The sequence below is a fragment of the Bradyrhizobium sp. 44 genome (assembly GCF_023073095.1).
GTDB lineage: Bacteria > Pseudomonadota > Alphaproteobacteria > Rhizobiales > Xanthobacteraceae > Bradyrhizobium.
Genome location: NZ_JADPIY010000038.1, coordinates 348286 through 367290, shown reverse-complemented (window position 1 = coordinate 367290; position 19005 = coordinate 348286). Strand labels below are relative to the sequence as shown.

The window sequence follows — 19005 nt, the reverse complement described above, 5'->3', positions numbered from 1 at the left end:
GCTCGGCTACAATCTGACACGCGTGCTGAACATCGTCGGGATGAAACCGCTGCTGGCGGCGGTGAGGGCGTGATACGGGCGTTGCCGCGCGGCCGTTGCTCCCGACCGGACGCGCCTGCGATCATTTCGAGGTTCCGGGCCTTGGCACGATAGAGGCCTCGCTGGTCGATGCCGCCAACCCCTGCGTCTTCGTCGCGGCCGATTCGCTCGGTAAGGGGGGTGACGAAATGCCTGACGCGCTCGAGAATGATCCGGTGTTCCTCGCGCGGATGGAGGCGATCCGCTGCGCGGCTTCGGTCGCGATGGGCCTTGCGCCTGACGTCGCGGTCGCCGCAAAGATCCCGAGCGTGCCCAAGGTCGCGATGATCGTGTCGCCCCGGCAGATGACGACCTTGTCGGGACGGCATCTGGAACCTTCGGAGATGTCGCTCGGAATCCGCATGATCTCGATCAGCCAGCCGCATCGCGCGGTGCCGATCACCGGCGCCACTTGTCTTGCCATCGCGGTCCGCATCAAGGGCACGCTGGCAAACCGGATGGCCCGCGCCGGCGATGGCCCGATCGTCATCGCGCATCCTTCCGGCACGACCGTGGTCGATGCCGCGGTCGAACACGCCGACGCCCCCGCGAAGGCCCGCGCCATTCACGGCGCGGTCTATCGCACCGCGCGGCGACTGTTCGAGGGCAACGTGTTCTATCGAACCGCCAAGACGGCCGCGCAGGCGCGGCGCAGCGCATATTTGTATCCGGAGCTCTAAACGATGACTTATCTCGTTGCCGCCGAACTTTCTCGCGAATCCGCCGGCCAGCGTTTTCGCGCGCTGTTGAAGCGGTCCGGCATTCTGCAACTGCCGGGCGCCCACAACGGCATGGCGGCGCTGCAAGCCAGGGCGGCGGGCTTCGAGGCGCTCTATCTATCGGGCGCGGCGATGACGGCATCGATGGGCCTTCCTGATCTCGGCATCATCACCGTCGACGAGGTCGCCTTCTTCATTCGCCAGATCACCCGCGCGTCGGGACTTCCGCTGCTCGTCGACGCCGACACAGGCTATGGAGAGGCGTTGAACGTGATGCATGCGACGCGCGTATTCGAGGACGCCGGCGCGGGCGCGCTGCACCTCGAGGACCAGATACTCCCGAAGAAGTGCGGCCATCTCAACGACAAGAAGATTGCCGATGCGCATGACATGGCGGCGAAGGTCTCGGCCGCGGCGAAAGCACGGCGCGATCTCGTGATCATTGCGAGGACCGACGCCGCCGCCAGCGAAGGCCTCGACGGCGCGGTCGCCCGCGCAAAACTCTACATGGACGCCGGCGCCGACGCGATCTTCCCTGAAGCGCTCAACACCGCCGAGTTGTTCCGTGCATTTGCCCAACGCATGCCTGGCGTACCCTTACTTGCCAACATGACAGAGTTTGGCCGGACGCCGTTCTTCACAGCTTCAGAGTTCGAAGCGATGGGCTATTCGATGGTGATTTGGCCTGTCTCTTCCTTGCGAATGGCCAACAAAGCACAAGCCGAGCTTTACGCCGCGATTGCTCGTGACGGCGGAACGCACAAGGTCGTCGAGCGGATGCAGACGCGAGCGGAGCTTTACAGCGCAATCGGTCTGCACGATTACGAATCCCTGGATTCCACGATCGTGCAAACGATCGTTCCGGCTGGCATGCCTCAACGCGCGTAAACCCTCGATTCGAGCAGGGTCTACTTGTGCGATAGGGTCATAAGCTGAAGCCATCGTCAGCTCTACGGCTCTGCAAAGTGGATTCTTCTGTTGCCACTACCTTGCAACTGTAAGCGGATGTTAGAGGACGAGCAAAACCACTCGGCGCCTTCGAGTTCTTTGAAATCGTGGTCGAAGGCGATCACCCGCAAGCCAGGAAACATACCTGCCAGCCATCATGCCTGAATGATCTCCGATATTCAGCCGATCGAGCTTACCGCACGTCTGACCGGCATTCCGTCCTGCGCGCCCTCTTTAAGGCATTTTAATGCGGCAGCCTCGCATCCAATCTCCAAAGACTTTTGCAACGGCACTATCTCACTTACCATGGACGTGAACGCGCCGACGAAGGCATCGCCGGCCCCGGTCGTGTCGATGGGGGTGATGCAGGGGGCACGCGCCCGGAGACAGTTGCCATCGGCGGTGAAGGCGATTGCGCCTCGCGCGCCAGCGGTTACGATGCAGTTGAGGTCACCGGCCCTGGCAAGTTCGGCGGCTGCGGCGTCGTAATCGGGCAGCGGGGCGAGGCCGATCGCCCTGGCCGCATCCAGAGCCTCATGCTCGTTGACCATCAGATAATCGGTCACGGAGAGAAGCTGGACCACCATCTCCCCGGTCATGGACTCCGGCACGGGTGCGAGATTCCAGATGACGGTACCGGAGGCGGATTTCGTCTTGCGTGCGGCCTCCAGCGCTTCTGCGAAAGGCACTTCCATCTGAAGGACGAGGATTGTGTCACGGCCGAATAGCGCGATGGGGAGGTCATCGGCGCTCGCGGTCATGTTGGCGCCGCTTGCCACCGTGATTGCATTCTCACCAGTCTGATCGACTGTGATGAAGGCACAGCCGGTCGGCTGGTCCGATCTGACGACGAGATCCGTGTCGACGCGGTTTGCTCGGAGATTCTCTATCGCGCTGTCGCCGAAGCCGTCGCGTCCGATACGGCCCGCCATTCGGACGCGTCCCGGCCCGGCAATGCGCGCGGCAGCCACGGCTTGATTGGCGCCCTTGCCGCCGAAATGGGTCCGATAGGAGGGCGCGAGCACGGTCCGGCCGGGGCCCGGAATGACCGGGACATGGGCGACCAGATCGATGTTAAGCGATCCGAACACTAGGATCATGGTGGAGAAGCCGTCAGCCTTGCTCATCCATGACTCGCAGTTTCTCGACGCGGCGGCGGAAATCCTCGTCGGTAGAGAATTCGGCCGAGAGATAGGACGAGACGAGATCGATGGCAAGCCACGCGCCGACGATCTGCGCACCGATGCACATGACGTTGACGTCGTCATGCTCGACGCACTGATGGGCTGAATGGATGTCGTGGCAGACCGCGGCGCGGATGCCCTTCATCTTGTTGGCGGCGATCGAAGCGCCGACGCCGGTGCCGCAGACCATGATGCCGCGCGCGGCTTCGCCCGAGGTCACCTTCTGCGCCACGGCGCGGGCGATGTCGGGGAAATCCACCGGCTTGTCGTCATAGGAGCCGACGTCGACGACGTCATGGCCGAGGCTGCGGATGTGGTCGATGACGGTCTGCTTGAGCGGCCAGCCGGCGTGGTCGGATCCGATGACAAGACGCATGTGATGCCCTTCTCGATTTCATATGGGTCGTGGCAGCCGCGCGCGGCTGCCACGATTGTTTCTGGTCTTAGCTACGCATATCCGGCGGCAGCTCGACGCCGTGGAACTTCTTGTATATCGCATTGAGCTTGCCGTTCTTGATGTTCTCGGTGATCCAGGTGTTGAGCTTGTCCATCAGGCGCTGCTCACCCTTCTTCAGTCCGATGGCGAGGTCGAAGGTCGCCAACGGTATCCGTGACTCGAACACGCGCGAGGGGTTCTTCACGCCGATCTGGTTGATGATGGTCGCGGACGAGGCGACGCAGTCAACCTGACCGGACACGGCCGCCGTCACCATGGTGGCGTCATCATCGTAACGGGATATCTTGAGGTCCTTGTCCTTCATGTTGGATACGGTCGTGTCCTGCGTGGTACCGCGCGAGACGCCGATGGACTTGTCCTTGAGGTCGGGCCAGTCCTTGACCGTCGACGATTTGAGGCAGCCAACATCGGATTGCAATGTCGCATAACGCTTGGTGAAATCTATCACCTTGGCGCGATCCGGCGTCACCGAGAGCGTCGAAATGATAATGTCGGCCTTGCCGGTCAGGACGTTCGGGATACGGGTTGCGCCGGTGGTCTGGATGAACTCGAGCTCGAGTCCCCAGTCCTTCGCGAGCAGCTGCGCGACTTCGACGTCGGAGCCGGTCGGCTTCATGCTCGAGTCCATCATGCCCGAGGGCGGGATGGCGAGGTCGGTCGAGATGCGGATCTTCTTGGCCTGCGTGATATCGTCGAGCAAATCGGCCGATGCTGGCGTCGCCGCCATCATGACGAGGCCACACAATGCGGCGGCAGCTCCCAGCAATGTCTTGTTGGTCATCCCTAGTTCCTCCCTCTTATGATTTTAAGTTTCCCGTACCCACGAATTGCATGAGTTCGGGTGTCGTCGGCGACGTCAGGATCGAGGCAGGTCCGGTTTCGTGAACCTTGCCGCGATGCATGAAGACGATCCGGTCGGCGATGCCTTTGGCAAAGCCCATCTCGTGGGTGACCATCACCATGGTCATGCCATCGGCCGCCAGCTGCTCGATCACCTTGAGCACTTCGCCGGTGAGCTCCGGATCGAGCGCCGAGGTGACCTCGTCGAACAGCATCACTTTCGGCTGCATGGCGAGCGAGCGGGCGATTGCGGCGCGCTGCTGCTGGCCCCCGGAAAGCTGCTCCGGGTAGGCGTGAAGCTTCTCCTCGAGCCCGACCTGCGCCAGCACTTTTCGCGCAAGGTCCTTGGCCTGCGACGCTGTCATGCCCTTCACGGCACAGGGCGCCAGCGTGATGTTCTGCTCGATCGTGAGATGCGGAAACAAATTGTAGCTCTGGAACACGATGCCGACGTCCTGGCGCAGCGCGCGCAGGTCGACGTCGGGACGGTCGACCCGATGGCCGCAGACCACGATCTCGCCCCGGTCGACCTTTTCGAAGCGGTCGATGCAGCGCAGAGCCGTGCTCTTGCCGGAGCCGGAGCGGCCAATCAGCGCCAGCACCTCGCCGCGCTCGACGGCAAAACTGACACCATCGAGCACCCGCAGCGAGCCAAAGCTCTTCTGCACGTCGCGGAGCGACACAATCGGTTCGGAGGCGGAAGCGTTCTGCTGCATCTTCAGGCCGGTGCAAGGTGAAACTTGCCATGCCCCATGCGACGTTCCAGCTTCTGGCTGAACAACGACAGGGGATAGCACATGGTAAAATAGGCGATGGCGATGATGGCGTAGATGACGAACGGCTCGAAAAGCGAGTTGTTGACGATCTGGCCCGAGCGCATCAGCTCGACGAAGCCGACGACAGAAGCGAGCGAGGTGTTCTTGATGATCTGCACCATGAAGCCGACGGTGGGCGGCGTCGCGATGCGGATCGCCTGCGGCAGGATCACCTTCATCATGCGCTGGGTCCGGCTCAGCGCCAGGCCTTCGGCAGCCTCCCATTGCGGCTTCGGCACGGATTGGATGCAGCCACGCCAGATCTCGCCGAGATAAGCGGCGACATAGAGTGTCAGCGAGGCGCCGGCGGCCGTGAGCGAGGAGACCTTGAGGCCGATTGCGGCGAGGCCGAAATAGCCGAGGAAGAGGATGACCAGCAGCGGCGTGCCCTGGATGAGCTGGACATAGACGGCGCTGGCGATGCGCACCGATTTGAGCGGCGAGATGCGTGCCAGCGCGATCAGGAAGCCCACGATGCTGCCGCCGATCAGCGCGATCACGGACAGACCAATGGTCCACAGCGCACCCTGGCCGAGGAACATCAAATGGTTAATGTTGAGATGTCCGCCCATGGTCATCTCACAACGGTGTGCCGAGCCGGCGACGGCGCGGGAACAGCACCAGGCCGAGGCCCCAGAAGCCCGCTCGCATCACCAGCGACAGGATAATGTAGAGCACGGCGACGATGATGTAGGTCTCGAACGCGCGATAGGTGTCCGACTGGATGTAGTTGGCGACGGCGGTGAGCTCTTCGGCCGAGATCTGCGAGCAGACCGAGGAGGCCAGCATCAACAGCACGAACTGGCTGGTCAGCGCCGGATAGACCTTCTCGATCGCCGGCAGCAGGATGATGTGCCAGTAGATCTGGAGGCGTGACAGCGCCAGCCCTTCGGCGGCCTCGATTTGTCCGCGTGGGATCGCCTCGAAGCCGGCGCGCATGATCTCGGCGGTATAGGCGCCGACATTGATGGTCAACGCGGCCACCGCCACGGTGAAGGCCGAGAGTTTCAGTCCCAGGCTGGCGAGGCCGAAATAGACCAGGAAGATCTGCACCAGCAGAGGCGTGTTGCGGATTGATTCGACGTAGACCTTGCAGGCGCCCGAGATCAGCGCGCTGTGCGAGCCGCGGCCAACGGCTGCAAGCGTGCCGAACAGGGCGCCGAGCACGGTCGCAAAAACCGCCAACTCCAGCGTCAGCGCGGCGCCGGCGAGAAAGCTCGGCCAACGCTCCAGCACTGCGGGGAAGTCGAGTTGGAGGCTCATTGTGTCGGGTTCAGCCGGTGGTCTGGTTGGTCATGCGGTCATAGACGCGGAATAGCGCCTGGTTGCCATTGTTGCCTTCGCCATGCGCACGCGCGTCCACATATTGGCTGGTGACGAGCGCCGTGCCCGGCAGCGGCACACTCAGCGCCTGCGCGTGCTCCTGCACGAGGCGGAGGTCCTTCAGCTGGAGATCGATCCGGAAGCCGGCGGAGACATCACCGGCGATCATCGCGGCGCCGAGCTTGTCGAGCATCCAGGAGGCGGCGGAGCCTCCGAGCAGCACCCGCCGCAGCAAATTGAGATCGAGGCCCGAAGCGCGCCCGAGCGCGAGGGCCTCGCAGATGGCCTGGATGTTTATGCCGCAGATCAGCTGATTGCAGAGTTTGACGGTCTGCCCGGCGCCGGACGCGCCTACATGCGTGATGGTGGTGCCCATCGCGCGGAAGAACGGCTCGGCCTGCGCGAAGGCCTTCGCATCGCCACCGGCCATGATCGAGAGTGCGGCGTTCTTGGCGCCCAACGGCCCACCCGACACCGGCGCATCGATGAAGCTGACGCCAATTTTTTGCAGCTCGGCATGGATGCGGCGGACCGCGACCGGCGAGATCGTGCTCATGTCGACGATCAGCTTGCCGGGCGGCGGCGACTTCAGCAGCCCATGCTCGCCGTAAACGGTCGCCTCGACATGGGGCGTGTCCGGCAGCATGGTGACGACGATGTCGGCACCCTGCGCAGCATCGGCCGGGTTCTTGGCCCGGGTCGCGCCTTCCTTGACGACATCAGCCACGGCGGCCTCGTTGAGATCGAACGCGTGCACCGCGTGCCCCGCCTTGAGAAGGTTGCGCACCATCTCCACGCCCATCGTGCCGACGCCGATGAAGCCGACGCTGCCCTTGTCGTTCCGTCCCATGTTATTCGTCCGTTTCTTGGTTAGTCCGCGATCAGCGTGAGGCGGTGGTATTGTCGATGTCGCCGACGACGGCCCTCCTGCGGTATTCGTCGCCAATGGCAAAATGCTTGCGCAGAGTCGCATCCGCTCGCTCAGGGTCGCGCGCGATGATCGCGTCGAAGATGCGCCGGTGGTCGTCGATGAGGTACGTCTTCATCGACGGGAAGGCCTGCACCTGCTTGCGGCGGCTGCGATGCGAATGCGTCAGCAGACCCGCCAGCGACCCGTGCAGGACGGTCAACGTCTCCGAATGCGCGGCCACGACGATGGTGCGATGGAATTCGAAATCGGCCATGCCGCCCGCATCGGCCTCGTCGATGGTCTCCCCAATTTTCGCCAGTGCACGCTGCAGCCGTTCGAAATCGGCAATGTTGGCGCGCTCGCAAGCGAGGCGGATCGCCTGGCATTCGATCGCGACGCGCGCCTGCATGACATCGTCAAGCATGTCCGCCTGGTGAGCGAGGGCGAAGGTGAAGAAGTCGTTCAGCACCGCGACGTCCGGCCGGGTCACCACAGTACCGATGCGGTCGCGGATCTCGACGATGCCGAGCACCGTCAGGGCACGCAGCGCCTCACGAACGATCGGCCGGCTAACGGCGAGCAGGCTGGCGAGCTCGCGTTCCGAGACCAGCCGGTCGCCGGGCCTGAGCGAGCCCGCGAGCAGGCGTTCGCGCAGAAAGGCAAACACCTTCTCAAACCCTTTTTCGCCTTCGGCCGTGCGCTTAAGCTCCATCCCGATCTCTTTTGGTCTGATCTTGGTCAGACCAGTATGACGACAAGCTGACCTCGTCAACTCTTTTGATGCGAGCCGCCTTGCGCTGGTGCATTGCGAATAGGCCGCAAATTCTTGCGACCGCGCCTAGTTCAATCAACAGACCACGCCGACGGCGTGTCGCCCTGAACAGACTTTTCCGTGCTTCTGGACGGCTCGCTTCTTGTGATCGGACATTCTTCCTTGCCAGAATGACCTTGACGAGCAGTGCGTGTGGCAAGCTCACGATCGTTGCGGATCCTTCGACCCCTTCCAATCGAGGAACGGCGAGTGCTCTCGTCGGCGGAAACGGGCCCTCCGTTCAAATGTGGGGTGCTGGAGGTGGTCAGGGCCGGCGGAGCGGCGGCGGCTTGCTATAGGGCTGGGTACGGATCATGTCCTACTTTTCACCGTTGCCGGCTATGTAGAACACCTTCAAGAGGCGCTCGCCCTCGCTCTTTCGCGAGCTCCGCGCCGACGTTCGCGGCGTTCGAGGCGCCTCTTGGCTCGATCTACGGGCTGCCCCAGCGGCGAAACCCCGGTCGTGGCGGCCGTCGACTCCTCGACTATAGATGCCTGGATTGGGCCGGGCGCAGCGGAGCGGGCTTCCATGAACTCAAGCAATTCCCGTCCCTTGGCCGTGATCTGCCAGCCGCCGCTGATACGTTCGACCAGCCGGTCGGAAAAGATGTCCAGATCGGGCACCCGCGCTGCGAGGCGCTTGGTCCGGTCTGCCCAATCGCGGCCACTAGTCGCCAGGATCGCCATGTCCCGTTTGAGGTTCGCCATCAGGGCGAAGCCATCCGGATAGCTCACCAAGATCTTGAGAACCGTCACTTGGAAGTTCACGTCCCCTCCGGATTAATCAACCACATCGTCTGTGCAACAAACGGGCGGCGAGACCGACCCCGCCAAGGCGATCGGGAGAAACCTTGCCTCGTAGCTAATTTCCAAGATCTCCGAAGGGCCATGACTCCGTACTTCGATCTCGCGATGCGACGCTTTCGCACTTCGAGTACCGCGGCGCAAAAACGCTTGATCGTGGTGTGGAGCATGATGTGCCCCCCACGGAAAACCAAATCCTATACCGGTCCGCCGGTTTGGGGAATCAGGCATGTCACTCGGCGAACCGATGTCGAGCCGATATTCATTCTTCCCTCTTTCCGAGCAAAGCTTCGCCGATCGCACGGTTCTGGCCACGCGGCGTCGCTCTTTCATTTTCGATTTGATCGGGGACACCGACCGATCGGTGTCCCCGCCTTCTGCGCTTGCCGGGCCGTGCCCTGCCTCGCCGGACCACGCCCCACCACACCGTACCGGACCCTACCTTCTACCGGTTCGCGCGTTTCTTGATGCTTGCGCAGTAACCTAGGAGACCTCCTCCACCGAGAACGTCCCGTTCTGCGGACGCCAGTCGCCGAGGGCCTTCATGAAGCCACCGACGGCGTAGATGTCGAGCACCTCGTCGCGATTGATGAGAGTCGGCAGATAGCTCGCCGTGAACTCCACGCTCCAGTCGTCGAAGCAAGGCCGCGTCCGCATCGTCCGGTTGCCCCTTTTTACCCGCACGGGAACGCGGAGACGGAAGCGCTCGTCCTCCCACAATTCCTTGGGGTCCGTGGGACCTTCGTACTGCAGCGGCGCGTGGGAGCCGACGATCAGTCCGGCGCTCGCTTCGGGGCCGCGGCTTCGCGTGCGCGCCGCGTTGACGAAAACAGCCGTCAACGCTTCGGCCGGCACGCAGGGCTTGCCTTGGTGCAGCCACAGCCCGCCGAACCATTCGGCCTTACTGATAGCCTGATGATCCGCCTCGGTCTTCGGCTTCTTCAAGGTGAGCTTCGTCAGGTTCTTCGTGATCGGGTCGAGCGGATCGGCCAGCCGGCCCGCGTGCATGATCAGCCTGCGTGTTCCGACGAGCTTCAGCTTGATCTCTTCGGCCTGCATCAGAGGTCCTCCTCGCGGGTCGGGTCGCGCAGGGCGAAGCGGATGGGCAGAACTGCAGAGATGGATCACCGCCGCGCTCGCGTGGTCGGAATTGAGTCGCCTACGCGGGGCTGCCGAGCGCAACGGGCCGAAGGGTTGCCTATGCGGCAGCCCGGCGTTACCGGCGCAAGGCGCAGCGCCTCCTCCGCCCCCTTTCAAGCCGGTACGCCCGCGTTCAGGGCGAAATGCAGGTCGAGCAAGGTTAGACCGACGAAACCGGGCGGTCGTGCCATGTCTGCACCAGACATCCCGGTCGCGCAGTCGATCTCTGCCACGGGAGCGCCTGGCCCTTCGGCGGACTTCATGATGGAGGTCGCAAACCTGAATGCCGAGCCGAATTCGCGACCGGGGCGGGTGCTCTCGGTGAGCTACGGAATGAGTTCGTCCGGCTCCGGACGCGGAGCCGTCTTGGGCGCCTGCCGCAGCGGCGGCCCACGAACCTCGCCGCGCTCCCGAGGTGGAGGGTCCCGGCCGACCTCCGCTCGCAGGTCCAGGAGGTCAGTGAAGACGTCCGCCTGCCGCCGGAGTTCGTCCGCGACCATTGGCGGGTGGGCCGCCATGGTCGAGACCACGGTCACGCGCACGCCTCGGCGCTGCACCGCCTCCACCAGCGAACGGAAATCGCCATCCCCCGAAAACAGAACCATTTCATCGAGTTCGCTGGCGAGCTCCAGGGCATGCACCGCAAGTTCGACGTCCATATTGCCCTTGACCTTGCGACGTCCGAACGAGTCGACGAATTCCTTGGTCGGTTTGGTCACGACGGTGTAGCCGTTGTAGTCAAGCCAATCGAGCAACGGCCGGATCGAGGAGAATTCCTGATCCTCGATGACGGCCGAGTAGTAGAAGGCGCGGAGCAAGGTACCCCGGCTCTCGAATTCCTTCAGAAGGCGCTTGTAGTCGATGTCGAAGCCGAGGCTTCGGGAGGTGGCGTGGAGATTCGGGCCATCGATGAACAAAGCAGTCGTATTGGGCGAAGACGACATATGGGGCAGCCCGAATGATCCCAGCGGAAGCAACGCTCCCGCATCCGAATGGTTTGTCAAAGATGGAGTTTGGGTACGGGGCGGCCTTGGCCCGCCGCTCACTCGCATTCTGTCGTGGGGCAAGAACGTGAGCTCCGACGGAGAGAAGCTATATCCAACAATCCGAGCTTTCAAACCCTTTTTCATGAACACTTGAACCTGGAGCCTGCTGCAAAGACAATGCAGTAAGTGGGACGCCGGGAATGCCGTACCAATTGCCGCTCTTCGAAATCCACCTCAGGCGCCGCGGCCGGGCATGCAGATGGTGTCTCTGCACGAGCGATGGGCACCCGATCATGCAAGGCTCGGAAGCCACCCGGGCGGCTGCCAAGTACCAAGCTGGTCGGGCGCTGTTTCTGATGCTGCTGGCTTCGGCGAGTCGCTCGGCAGGCCACGGAGATTCATCTGGGAGCCGCTCGCGCCGAAGCGCTTCATCAACCGGGTGACACTCGGGAGCGCTTGAGATTACGCGGCCTTCACCTCGATTTTTGACCGCTGGAGACAGGTTCGGAACCACGGCCTTGAGGAGGTCGTTCGACAGGTCGCCCAAGAAAAAACCCAGGCCCGGGATACCGGGTCGGGGTCCAGTCTGCTGGCACGCTATTTTTAGCGCGGGTGCCAGCACCTTCAACATAGAAGGCGGTCTAAAGTTCCCTGTCCTATCGGCTCCGCTTTCGCGTCACCATTCGGTAGCGCGACTGGTCCATGGGCGCCGAATCCTGCTCCGCCTCTGGCCGCTACTACAGATTCGGGGACCTCGATTCGCGCCTTAACAAATGGCACGGGTGGGGATTTAAATCGCAATCACCCCGGTTGACGTGTCGTTGTCTCGAAGCGCACCTGTTGCGCCTAAAGACCGGTGCCGCATTGCAGCGCGAAACGAGTCCTCAAAAGCTGGGGGCTCAGAAGCGGGCCCGCGGGCAGAGCCCACAGTTGGCCGATGCAAACCGGGATTGCTCGCGCCAGACAGGCTGCGTACGTCAGCCAACATTCACCTCTACGGTGACTTAGTACCGGCAAAACGGCCGGCACTTGCTGCTTTAACGCACGGAACACCAACAACATTTACGCGATCTTCCGGACTCTCTCGTAGCGTGTTGGCGGGCGGAGAGCGACATGGACCTCAGCAAAGTCTGCAACTTGTTTTCAGTTGGACGTCTCACGACTGCGGTCGATCGGGCGTTGCTGGTGGAGCAATTCAAGGTTCTCCGGAAGCAGGTCCCCGTGCTTTACGCGGTCCTGTTGCTCGACAGCTTCAGCGTGGCCTGGGTGCTGCCGGAGAATTGCTCGCTCTGGCTGCGGTTCGCGTTACCTGCATTTCTTATGGCCATCTGCATCGTGCGAATGGCGCAGTGGGTGCGGATGCGGGCACGCGAGGTCAGCCCCGAGGAGGCCTTCAGAAGTCTCTCGAGGATGCGAATTTTTGCCGCTGTTCTCACGGGGGGATACGTGTGCTGGATATTGGCGCTGATGGAGACGGTGGAGCCGGCTTTGCGCGCGCCTTTAGCGTTGCTGGTGTTCATGGGCTGCATCGGCTCATCCTATTGTCTCGGCAGCTTCCCGGCGGCCTCGCGGCTGACGATGTTGATCGCGGGCGCGCCGATCTCAGGGCGACTGCTGCTTTCGGGTGAGCCACTGCAGCTCTGTTTGGGGCTGAATCTCGCGCTGCTCCTGGTCTTGCTTGCGCGAATGCTCAACATCAATTTCCGCAACCTTGCTGGGCTTATCGAGGAGCAGGCCAACTCGGCCGAAGAAGGCAAGCGTGCGCGAGCCGCGGAAAAGAGCGCGATCGCGGAGAAGTCCAAGGCCGACGAATTCGCTGACCGTTTCAACACCGCGTTGAACAACATGTCGCAAGGTCTTTGCTTTTTTGATGGGCAGCAGCGCCTCATCGTGTGCAACCGGCAATATCTCGAGATCTATGCCCTCAGTCCGGAAAGCGTGCGGCCGGGCATGCGTCTCGAAGAGATTGTCCAACTCCGCTACGGCGTCGGCAGTGCGCCGAAAATGTCCAGAGAAGAATACCTAAGCTGGCGCACCAGTGCCAGTGTAATTGATGAAACCTCCGACACGACTGTCGAGCTGGCCAACGGCCAGATGGTCCGTATTCGTCACCGCCCGATGGAGGACAACGGTTGGGTCGCCACCCACGAAGACGTCACGGAGCGCCATCGCACCGAGGAAGCGCTCGCCGCTGCTAAGGGAGCCGCAGAGCGGGCAGAAGCCGCTGCGCGAGCCGCGCACGCGCACCTGAAGGAAGCCCTCGACGTCGTGCCGGAAGGGCTCGCGGTTTTCGACAAAGAAGATCGGTTGGTTCTGTGGAATCGACAGTACGCCGACTTCTACTCGGCCACCAATCATGCCCTGGCGGAGGGTGTTCGGTTCGAGGAAATTCTCCGAGCGGGGCTGCAGCGCGACCAATACGCAGAGGCGCGGGGCAGAGAAGACGAGTGGCTTGCCGAGCGGCTTGCTTGGCACAACCTGCCGCAGTCCTCGCATGAGCAGCGGCTCCCCGGCGATAGGTGGCTGCGCGTAGAGGAAAGACGAACAGCGGACGGCGGTAGTATCGGTGTGCGCATCGATATCACCGAGCTCAAGGGGCGAGAGGCTTCCTTTAGGCTGCTTTTCGAAGAGAACCCGATTCCGATGTGGGTGGCAGAGGCCGGCTCGCAGCGTCTTCTTGCCGCGAACGCGGCGATGTGCAGCCATTACGGATACCGGCAGGACCAGTTGCTCGGGATGACCGAACTTGATCTGAAGAGTGGCAAGATTGGGAGCTCCGATGGAGAGCAAGAAGTCGCGATTCACAACACTCGGGCCGGCGACCAACTGGAAGTGGTCGTTGAACGTCGTTCTTTGATGTACGAAGGGAAAGCTGCGCAGGTGGTGGCGGCATTCGATGTGACAGAGCGAAACCGAAGCCAACGCAGAATTGCCCATCTGGCATCCCATGATGCCCTCACCGAACTGCCGAACCGGACCGCGCTCGATGGAGCTCTAATGGCCGCCATGAACCGCGCGCAGGAACTGGATAGCAGTGTGGGGGTGCTCTGCATCGACCTCGACCGCTTCAAGGACATCAACGATCTCTTTGGGCATTCCGTCGGAGACGCCGTCCTGCGAGAAACTGCTCGGCGGCTGAAGCAAACTAGCGATGGGGCGTACGTCGCCCGCGTTGGCGGCGACGAGTTCATCGCAATCACGGAGCAAGTGCCGTTGCCCGGCGCTGCAGAGCTCCTGGCGAAAAAAATGCGTGAGGCGTTTGCCGTCCCTATCGAGACGAACGGTCATTCGCTCGAGCTCGATCTTTGTGTTGGCATCGCTGTGTTTCCAAGGGATGGCGAGGATCCCGTTTCGCTGCTCGCCAATGCCGACGCGGCACTCTACCGTGCAAAGCATGACGGCCGAGGCGCCGTCCGCCTGTTCACCAGCGCAATGGATCAGCAGCTGCGGCAGCGACGCGCCGTCGAGCATGATCTGCGCTCCGCCGTCGAACAAGGCGAGCTATTCCTCCATTATCAGCCGCAGGTGGATCGCCTGCGTGGCATAGTCGGTCACGAAGCTCTGGTGCGCTGGCAGCATCCTACCCGTGGCGTCATAGCACCGGGCGAGTTCATCCCGATTGCGGAAGAAAGCGGGTTGATCGCCAAGATCGACGAATGGGTTCTCAGGGAAGCCTGTCGGACGGCGGCTTCTTGGAGCAGCCCGCTCAGGATCGCCGTCAACATCTCTGCCGCTCAATTTCGTCGGGAGAACCTCGAAAGGCAAGTGAAAGCTGCTTTGAGGGAAAGCGGACTCGCGCCGGCCCGACTAGAACTGGAGATAACAGAAGGCGTACTCATCGAGGACGTCGGCCGCGCAAGAGATACGCTAAACAGGCTCAAATTACTGGGTGTCATGATTGCCTTGGATGATTTTGGGACGGGTTACTCCTCATTGTCATATCTGGATGCCTTTCCGCTCGACCGCATCAAGATCGATCGCAGTTTCGTAGCAACTTTGGGGACGAGCGAGAAGTCGATAGGGATTGTTCGCGCAGTGATCGGCCTGACCCACAGCTTCGGCATTCCAGTGCTCGCGGAAGGCGTTGAGACGGAGGAGCAGTTCGCGATGCTCGCGTCGATGAAGTGTGACGAGATGCAGGGATATTTGATCGGACGCCCTAAACGTCTGCCGCTGGAAGAGGACAAAGGCCATCGTCAGACGCCCGCCCACGCGAGCGCCTGATCTGGGATTTCAACGCACGATGGTTGTCAGGAAAACACGTTCCTGGCGCAGTCGAAACACGAACAGAAGCTTAAGCGATGACAAAGCTGGACGATCTGAAGGCGGAGCACGCCGTCACAGTCTCAGGAGAAGCCTTGCGGCTGATGGACGAGCTGAACGTTCCGCCTGTTGCCCCCCAACTTCAGCGTCTTCTTCGCATACCTCTTGGGCGGATCTGAAGCTCTGCGCAAGACCATTGACGTCCTACGCTCCAACAATAGAAAGTTCGACAAAGCGGTAAACCGAGAACTCTACAGCACGTTCTTGCAGTCGAACAATCTGGGTATGGCGGACCAGACAGTCTCGGAAGAACTCAGCACCATCCTCCTGAACGTTAAACAAGGGCTCTCGGATGCCGCTGAAGGCAGCGGGGCCCAGGTCCACGGACTGGCGACAGTTGCCGAGGCGCTGCAGGCCGACCGTGCGATCGCCTTGGCGTGTCTCCGCGACGAACTCTCCAAGGCGACGGAACGTGCGGCATCGTTGCAAATGAGGCTGGCCAGTGCGTCCGGCGAGGTCGAAAAGCTTCGGGCCGATCTTGAAAAAGCAGAGATATGGTCCAGAACGGACCCGCTCACCGGGTTGGCAAATCACCGAGCCTTGGAACCCTACGTCCGCTCGGCTCAAATCAAGGCGATGGAGCAGGGAGGTGCGTTGGGTACCTTCCTCGTCGACATCGACTACTTCAAGGCATTCAACGACAAGTACGGCCATCAGCTTGGGGATCAGGTCCTTCGCGTCCTGGCGAAGTGCGTTCAAGAGGGAGTGAGAGAGGGGGATCTCGCAGCCCGATATGGTGGTGAGGAACTGATGTGCGTGCTGCCCGACGCCGCGCTAGAGGCTTGCCTGTCCGCGCAGGCAAAGCGTCGCGATCGCATCTTCCTCGATTATCTGCGCAATGGCCGTGGCACTACCGCGATCGGCACCTATTCCCCGCGAGCCCGAGAGGGATTCCCCATCGCAGCGCCCGTGACCTGGAAGCGCATCGGGGCTGGAGCCGGACGAAATCGGCAGAGATTCGCAAGGCTCTCGATACCGTCGTTAGCCCGAAGCAAAAGCTCACCAAGCCTGTCAAGAAACCGAAGGCGACATGGGTCGAGCCAAAGTTCTACGCCGACATCGAATACCGCGACATCACCTCTGAAGGCCTGCTGCGGGCCAGCTCTTTCAAGGGGCTCAGCAAAGGAACGCGGCGTTCCTGACGGCGTTTTCTCCACCAGGGAGTGGAGTACCGGCATGCCGGATCGCGTAACCCAAGCCGTAAAAGAAGCCCAAGCCATCCTGGCCCGCTATGTCGAGCCTGGCCCGCGGGATTGCCAGAGCACGATCAATGACCTGCTGGCCGTTCTCGAAGATGAGCGGCTTGTACAGGCGATGGAGGAGCAAGATGAGCGACAATGTCGCCAAAGCGGATCAGCGCGACCGTAGCAAAATCAACATGCATGAGGACTTCGAGGTCAAGTATTGGACCAAGCAACTTGGTGTCTCCAGAGACGAGCTGCAGAAGGCTGTGGACAAGGTAGTAGGCAGTTCGGCCGCCGCCGTTCGCAAACAATTGGCGGCGTAACCGAAGCGCGCGGTATGCTTGCGATCTTTGGAGCAAGGCCCGCGCGCTTTTTCATGCCATGATCAATCCCACCTGCCCCATCTGCTTCGGCTTAGGCTTTGTCTGCGAGAACCACCCGGACCGAGCCTGGAGCGCAGAACTTGGCTGCCAGTGCGGCGCGGGTGAGCCGTGCGCCTGCAACAGGTCGCCGGACATAAACGCGGGAATTGAAGAGCCGGATGCGAGCCATATCATCGAAGAAGCAGGCGGGAAGAAGCGCCACCACTGACGAGCCGCGTGTCATGACCATTCAGCATGGATATCAAGCAGCCAGAACGATCGATCGCCACGAGCATACTAGTCAGTTGCACTCGTCGAATCGGCGGCGGCAATCTGCAGTCCTGCCTCGTTGAGAGCCTCCGCAATCTGCTTCGCGAGCAGCTTGGCTTCTTCAATTCCAATTTTCGCGTCCGGGTGATGTGCAAAAAACCCGCAAATCGTCGTGGAGATGATTGTATTCACCTGGTGCGGATCAATCATTTTACGGCCCTCGAACATGCGAACTGCTTTATCGACGATGACCCCGCGTTGCGATCACCTTGCTGAACAACGTGGGCTCGCTCCCCTGGAGCTTAGCGCAGCGCTTAAGGGCGGCGACTTAGGCTGCTACGAACTCTAATTGTCCTGCCGCTTTCTTTCGACAGTCGGCCGCGTAAGCGCGAAGTCGCTCGATGGTCAGCGTGTCGTTTACGGCCTTCGCCAACCTCTCGGCCTTAATTGCTTGCTGCAGTAGGTGTTCGGCGTTCGTCATGGGTCTCACCCTCCGGCGAGATAATTTGAAGCAAATTGCTCCGTTCCGAGCATGCTCCCATTGTCCCTAACAGAGTGTGTAGCAGGTCACACCGCCGCGCTCTCTTTAGCTGTCTGGATTGGACGACCCACCAATTGTCATCGCCGCGCCGGGCGCCTCAGGCCTGGACAATGCAATCCGACATTTACAATTGGCAGGTCGACCACAGATGTGGGCACTTAGACCGCTTGGCGATATCGTCGAATTGATCAATGCCATCGCGGCAACCAATCCGCTCGCGCGGAATGCGACCATCGAGGGGGCACTGCTAGGCGATGCCGGAAACAACTTCGCCACCTTGGCATCGGAGGTCAAAGCATTTGCGGAGCAGACTGCGAGGGCACCCGCGAAATCGGTCAGCAAATCACCTCTATCCAGGGAGCGACAGACGAGGTCGGTCGCCGCGGTCCGGCAGATCAGCGGAACGATCGAGCTGCTTTTCAATGTCGTCAGCCGTTGCTGCGGCCGTGGAGGAGAAGGTGCCGCTACGCAGAAGATTCCGGGAACGCGCAGCAATCGGCGCAGGGCACACATAAGGTCGCGACCAACATCACCGACGTGCCGAGGGGCGCACCGGTTCGGCGCGGCCTGTTCCTAAGTGTTGTCGGCTGCCGAGTCTCTGTCGCTAGAATGACAAATCGTCCAAGGGGTGAGGCTCCTCCGCGTTTGGCCGCCAGAACGTCAGTGTCAGCGCATCAATGCACGGAACTTGGTTCCATCTGGGCATTTTCTGGGCAGCTGTATCGGCTGCTGGCAAGCATTTCGAGAAGACGCACAGGTCGGGGTGGTTGAACCGTCAGTAGCCGGGGTTTCCTGGGCTGCCGTTTTGGCTGGGGCCGTCGCGTCCCTCGCGCTTACGCTCGTGCTTCTATCCTTTGGCGCAGGCACGGGTTTCTCTGTCGTGTCGCCCTGGGGCAATTGGGGCGTGTCGGCGACGACTTTCAAGATCGGAACTGGCCTGTATTTCATCGTCATGGCGATGATCTCGTCCGCTGTTGGCCGCTAATAGAATTTGCTGGTGCTCTTGGGACCACAAGGTTCGTGATGATGAAGCCTAGCCCAGCAAAAGAGGATAATAGGCCGCTGAGTTTGGCAATCAATCCGAGCCGACGCCATTCGATGTGACGAGCCTTGGTGCCATCAACCTGCGCATCCAGCTCCGAACGCAGCGCGCGCAGCTCGGTCTCCATTTCAGCCGGCGTCATTTCTGGCTCGCGCATTTGGGGCTTTGAACGTTTCTCAGATAATTCTTGAACAATGACGCTCGGCCGCTCTGGCCCGCACGTGCTCAACCGGAAGCGGTGCGGGCCAAGGGACGACCGCTAATGGTC

Annotated in this window: 18 protein-coding genes and 2 pseudogenes; 7 read left to right on the top strand and 13 right to left on the bottom strand. The window is 61.5% G+C overall.

The window, feature by feature from the left end:
- Positions 1-95 precede the first annotated feature (95 nt).
- Both IVB41_RS34510 and prpB read left to right on the top strand, forming a co-directional pair.
- Positions 96-758, top strand: coding sequence for a 2-methylaconitate cis-trans isomerase PrpF family protein (locus tag IVB41_RS34510; protein WP_247439112.1), 663 nt, complete (start codon positions 96-98; stop codon positions 756-758).
- Between the two features lie 3 nt (positions 759-761).
- Positions 762-1685: a methylisocitrate lyase gene (prpB, locus tag IVB41_RS34505; protein WP_247439110.1), complete on the top strand. Its 924-nt coding sequence runs from the start codon at positions 762-764 to the stop codon at positions 1683-1685.
- Between the two features lie 239 nt (positions 1686-1924).
- Here prpB and IVB41_RS34500 read toward each other — a convergent pair whose 3' ends face one another.
- From IVB41_RS34500 to IVB41_RS34450, 11 genes are all read right to left on the bottom strand, one after another.
- A complete protein-coding gene (locus IVB41_RS34500; RefSeq protein ID WP_346770881.1) occupies positions 1925-2872 on the bottom strand; it encodes a ribokinase in 948 nt (315 codons plus the stop codon).
- Positions 2859-3305 carry a ribose 5-phosphate isomerase B gene (gene rpiB, locus IVB41_RS34495; protein ID WP_247439108.1) on the bottom strand — a complete coding sequence of 149 codons (447 nt, stop codon included), beginning with the start codon at positions 3303-3305 and terminating at the stop codon, positions 2859-2861. Before rpiB ends, IVB41_RS34500 begins: the two co-directional genes overlap by 14 nt.
- Positions 3306-3372: 67 nt before the next feature.
- Positions 3373-4167: a transporter substrate-binding domain-containing protein gene (locus IVB41_RS34490; RefSeq protein WP_247439106.1), complete on the bottom strand. Its 795-nt coding sequence runs from the start codon at positions 4165-4167 to the stop codon at positions 3373-3375.
- 16 nt (positions 4168-4183) lie between these two features.
- Positions 4184-4942: an amino acid ABC transporter ATP-binding protein gene (locus tag IVB41_RS34485; protein WP_247439104.1), complete on the bottom strand. Its 759-nt coding sequence runs from the start codon at positions 4940-4942 to the stop codon at positions 4184-4186.
- Between the two features lie 2 nt (positions 4943-4944).
- On the bottom strand, positions 4945-5613 hold the full coding sequence (locus tag IVB41_RS34480; protein ID WP_247439102.1) for an amino acid ABC transporter permease: 669 nt from the start codon (positions 5611-5613) through the stop codon (positions 4945-4947).
- A gap of 7 nt (positions 5614-5620) precedes the next feature.
- On the bottom strand, positions 5621-6304 hold the full coding sequence (locus tag IVB41_RS34475; RefSeq protein ID WP_247439100.1) for an amino acid ABC transporter permease: 684 nt from the start codon (positions 6302-6304) through the stop codon (positions 5621-5623).
- Positions 6305-6314: 10 nt separating this feature from the next.
- Positions 6315-7214, bottom strand: coding sequence for an NAD(P)-dependent oxidoreductase (locus tag IVB41_RS34470; RefSeq protein WP_247439098.1), 900 nt, complete (start codon positions 7212-7214; stop codon positions 6315-6317).
- A gap of 31 nt (positions 7215-7245) precedes the next feature.
- On the bottom strand, positions 7246-7986 hold the full coding sequence (locus IVB41_RS34465; RefSeq protein ID WP_247439096.1) for a FadR/GntR family transcriptional regulator: 741 nt from the start codon (positions 7984-7986) through the stop codon (positions 7246-7248).
- A gap of 453 nt (positions 7987-8439) precedes the next feature.
- Positions 8440-8853, bottom strand: a complete 414-nt coding sequence (locus IVB41_RS34460) for a hypothetical protein (protein ID WP_247439094.1) — start codon at positions 8851-8853, stop codon at positions 8440-8442.
- Between the two features lie 519 nt (positions 8854-9372).
- On the bottom strand, positions 9373-9948 hold the full coding sequence (locus IVB41_RS34455; RefSeq protein ID WP_247439092.1) for a hypothetical protein: 576 nt from the start codon (positions 9946-9948) through the stop codon (positions 9373-9375).
- A 407-nt stretch (positions 9949-10355) separates the two neighbouring features.
- Positions 10356-10973, bottom strand: a complete 618-nt coding sequence (locus tag IVB41_RS34450) for an NYN domain-containing protein (RefSeq protein WP_247439091.1) — start codon at positions 10971-10973, stop codon at positions 10356-10358.
- Between the two features lie 1155 nt (positions 10974-12128).
- Here IVB41_RS34450 and IVB41_RS34445 point away from each other — a divergent pair.
- From IVB41_RS34445 to IVB41_RS34430, 4 genes and pseudogenes are all read left to right on the top strand, one after another.
- On the top strand, positions 12129-15239 hold the full coding sequence (locus IVB41_RS34445) for an EAL domain-containing protein (protein ID WP_247439089.1): 3111 nt from the start codon (positions 12129-12131) through the stop codon (positions 15237-15239).
- Between the two features lie 324 nt (positions 15240-15563).
- Positions 15564-16274, top strand: a pseudogene (locus IVB41_RS35850) (diguanylate cyclase); the annotation flags it as partial.
- A complete protein-coding gene (locus IVB41_RS34435) occupies positions 16229-16480 on the top strand; it encodes a hypothetical protein (protein ID WP_247439135.1) in 252 nt (83 codons plus the stop codon). The pseudogene IVB41_RS35850 and the gene IVB41_RS34435, both read left to right, overlap by 46 nt.
- Positions 16481-16665: 185 nt before the next feature.
- Complete coding sequence (locus IVB41_RS34430) at positions 16666-16845, top strand: DUF3606 domain-containing protein (RefSeq protein ID WP_247439087.1); 180 nt, start codon at positions 16666-16668, stop codon at positions 16843-16845.
- A 336-nt stretch (positions 16846-17181) separates the two neighbouring features.
- On the opposite strand, the gene IVB41_RS34425 is transcribed toward IVB41_RS34430, so the two are convergent.
- Positions 17182-17382, bottom strand: a complete 201-nt coding sequence (locus tag IVB41_RS34425) for a hypothetical protein (RefSeq protein WP_247439085.1) — start codon at positions 17380-17382, stop codon at positions 17182-17184.
- Positions 17383-17861: 479 nt separating this feature from the next.
- Here IVB41_RS34425 and IVB41_RS35745 point away from each other — a divergent pair.
- A pseudogene (locus IVB41_RS35745) lies at positions 17862-18251 on the top strand (methyl-accepting chemotaxis protein); the annotation flags it as partial.
- A 394-nt stretch (positions 18252-18645) separates the two neighbouring features.
- On the opposite strand, the gene IVB41_RS34415 reads toward IVB41_RS35745, so the two are convergent.
- Positions 18646-18879 carry a hypothetical protein gene (locus IVB41_RS34415; protein WP_247439083.1) on the bottom strand — a complete coding sequence of 78 codons (234 nt, stop codon included), beginning with the start codon at positions 18877-18879 and terminating at the stop codon, positions 18646-18648.
- Positions 18880-19005: the final 126 nt, after the last annotated feature.

What these genes read in the sequence shown, in the direction of transcription:
- IVB41_RS34415 (WP_247439083.1), bottom strand. Translation starts at nt 18,879, where the DNA reads ATGACGCCGGCTGAAATGGAGACCGAGCTGCGCGCGCTGCGTTCGGAG.
- IVB41_RS34465 (WP_247439096.1), bottom strand. Translation starts at nt 7,986, where the DNA reads ATGGAGCTTAAGCGCACGGCCGAAGGCGAAAAAGGGTTTGAGAAGGTG.
- IVB41_RS34445 (WP_247439089.1), top strand. Translation starts at nt 12,129, where the DNA reads ATGGACCTCAGCAAAGTCTGCAACTTGTTTTCAGTTGGACGTCTCACG.
- rpiB (WP_247439108.1), bottom strand. Translation starts at nt 3,305, where the DNA reads ATGCGTCTTGTCATCGGATCCGACCACGCCGGCTGGCCGCTCAAGCAG.
- IVB41_RS34455 (WP_247439092.1), bottom strand. Translation starts at nt 9,948, where the DNA reads ATGCAGGCCGAAGAGATCAAGCTGAAGCTCGTCGGAACACGCAGGCTG.
- prpB (WP_247439110.1), top strand. Translation starts at nt 762, where the DNA reads ATGACTTATCTCGTTGCCGCCGAACTTTCTCGCGAATCCGCCGGCCAG.
- IVB41_RS34470 (WP_247439098.1), bottom strand. Translation starts at nt 7,214, where the DNA reads ATGGGACGGAACGACAAGGGCAGCGTCGGCTTCATCGGCGTCGGCACG.
- IVB41_RS34430 (WP_247439087.1), top strand. Translation starts at nt 16,666, where the DNA reads ATGAGCGACAATGTCGCCAAAGCGGATCAGCGCGACCGTAGCAAAATC.
- IVB41_RS34500 (WP_346770881.1), bottom strand. Translation starts at nt 2,872, where the DNA reads ATGAGCAAGGCTGACGGCTTCTCCACCATGATCCTAGTGTTCGGATCG.
- IVB41_RS34480 (WP_247439102.1), bottom strand. Translation starts at nt 5,613, where the DNA reads ATGGGCGGACATCTCAACATTAACCATTTGATGTTCCTCGGCCAGGGT.
- IVB41_RS34425 (WP_247439085.1), bottom strand. Translation starts at nt 17,382, where the DNA reads ATGTTCGAGGGCCGTAAAATGATTGATCCGCACCAGGTGAATACAATC.
- IVB41_RS34485 (WP_247439104.1), bottom strand. Translation starts at nt 4,942, where the DNA reads ATGCAGCAGAACGCTTCCGCCTCCGAACCGATTGTGTCGCTCCGCGAC.
- IVB41_RS34475 (WP_247439100.1), bottom strand. Translation starts at nt 6,304, where the DNA reads ATGAGCCTCCAACTCGACTTCCCCGCAGTGCTGGAGCGTTGGCCGAGC.
- IVB41_RS34490 (WP_247439106.1), bottom strand. Translation starts at nt 4,167, where the DNA reads ATGACCAACAAGACATTGCTGGGAGCTGCCGCCGCATTGTGTGGCCTC.
- IVB41_RS34450 (WP_247439091.1), bottom strand. Translation starts at nt 10,973, where the DNA reads ATGTCGTCTTCGCCCAATACGACTGCTTTGTTCATCGATGGCCCGAAT.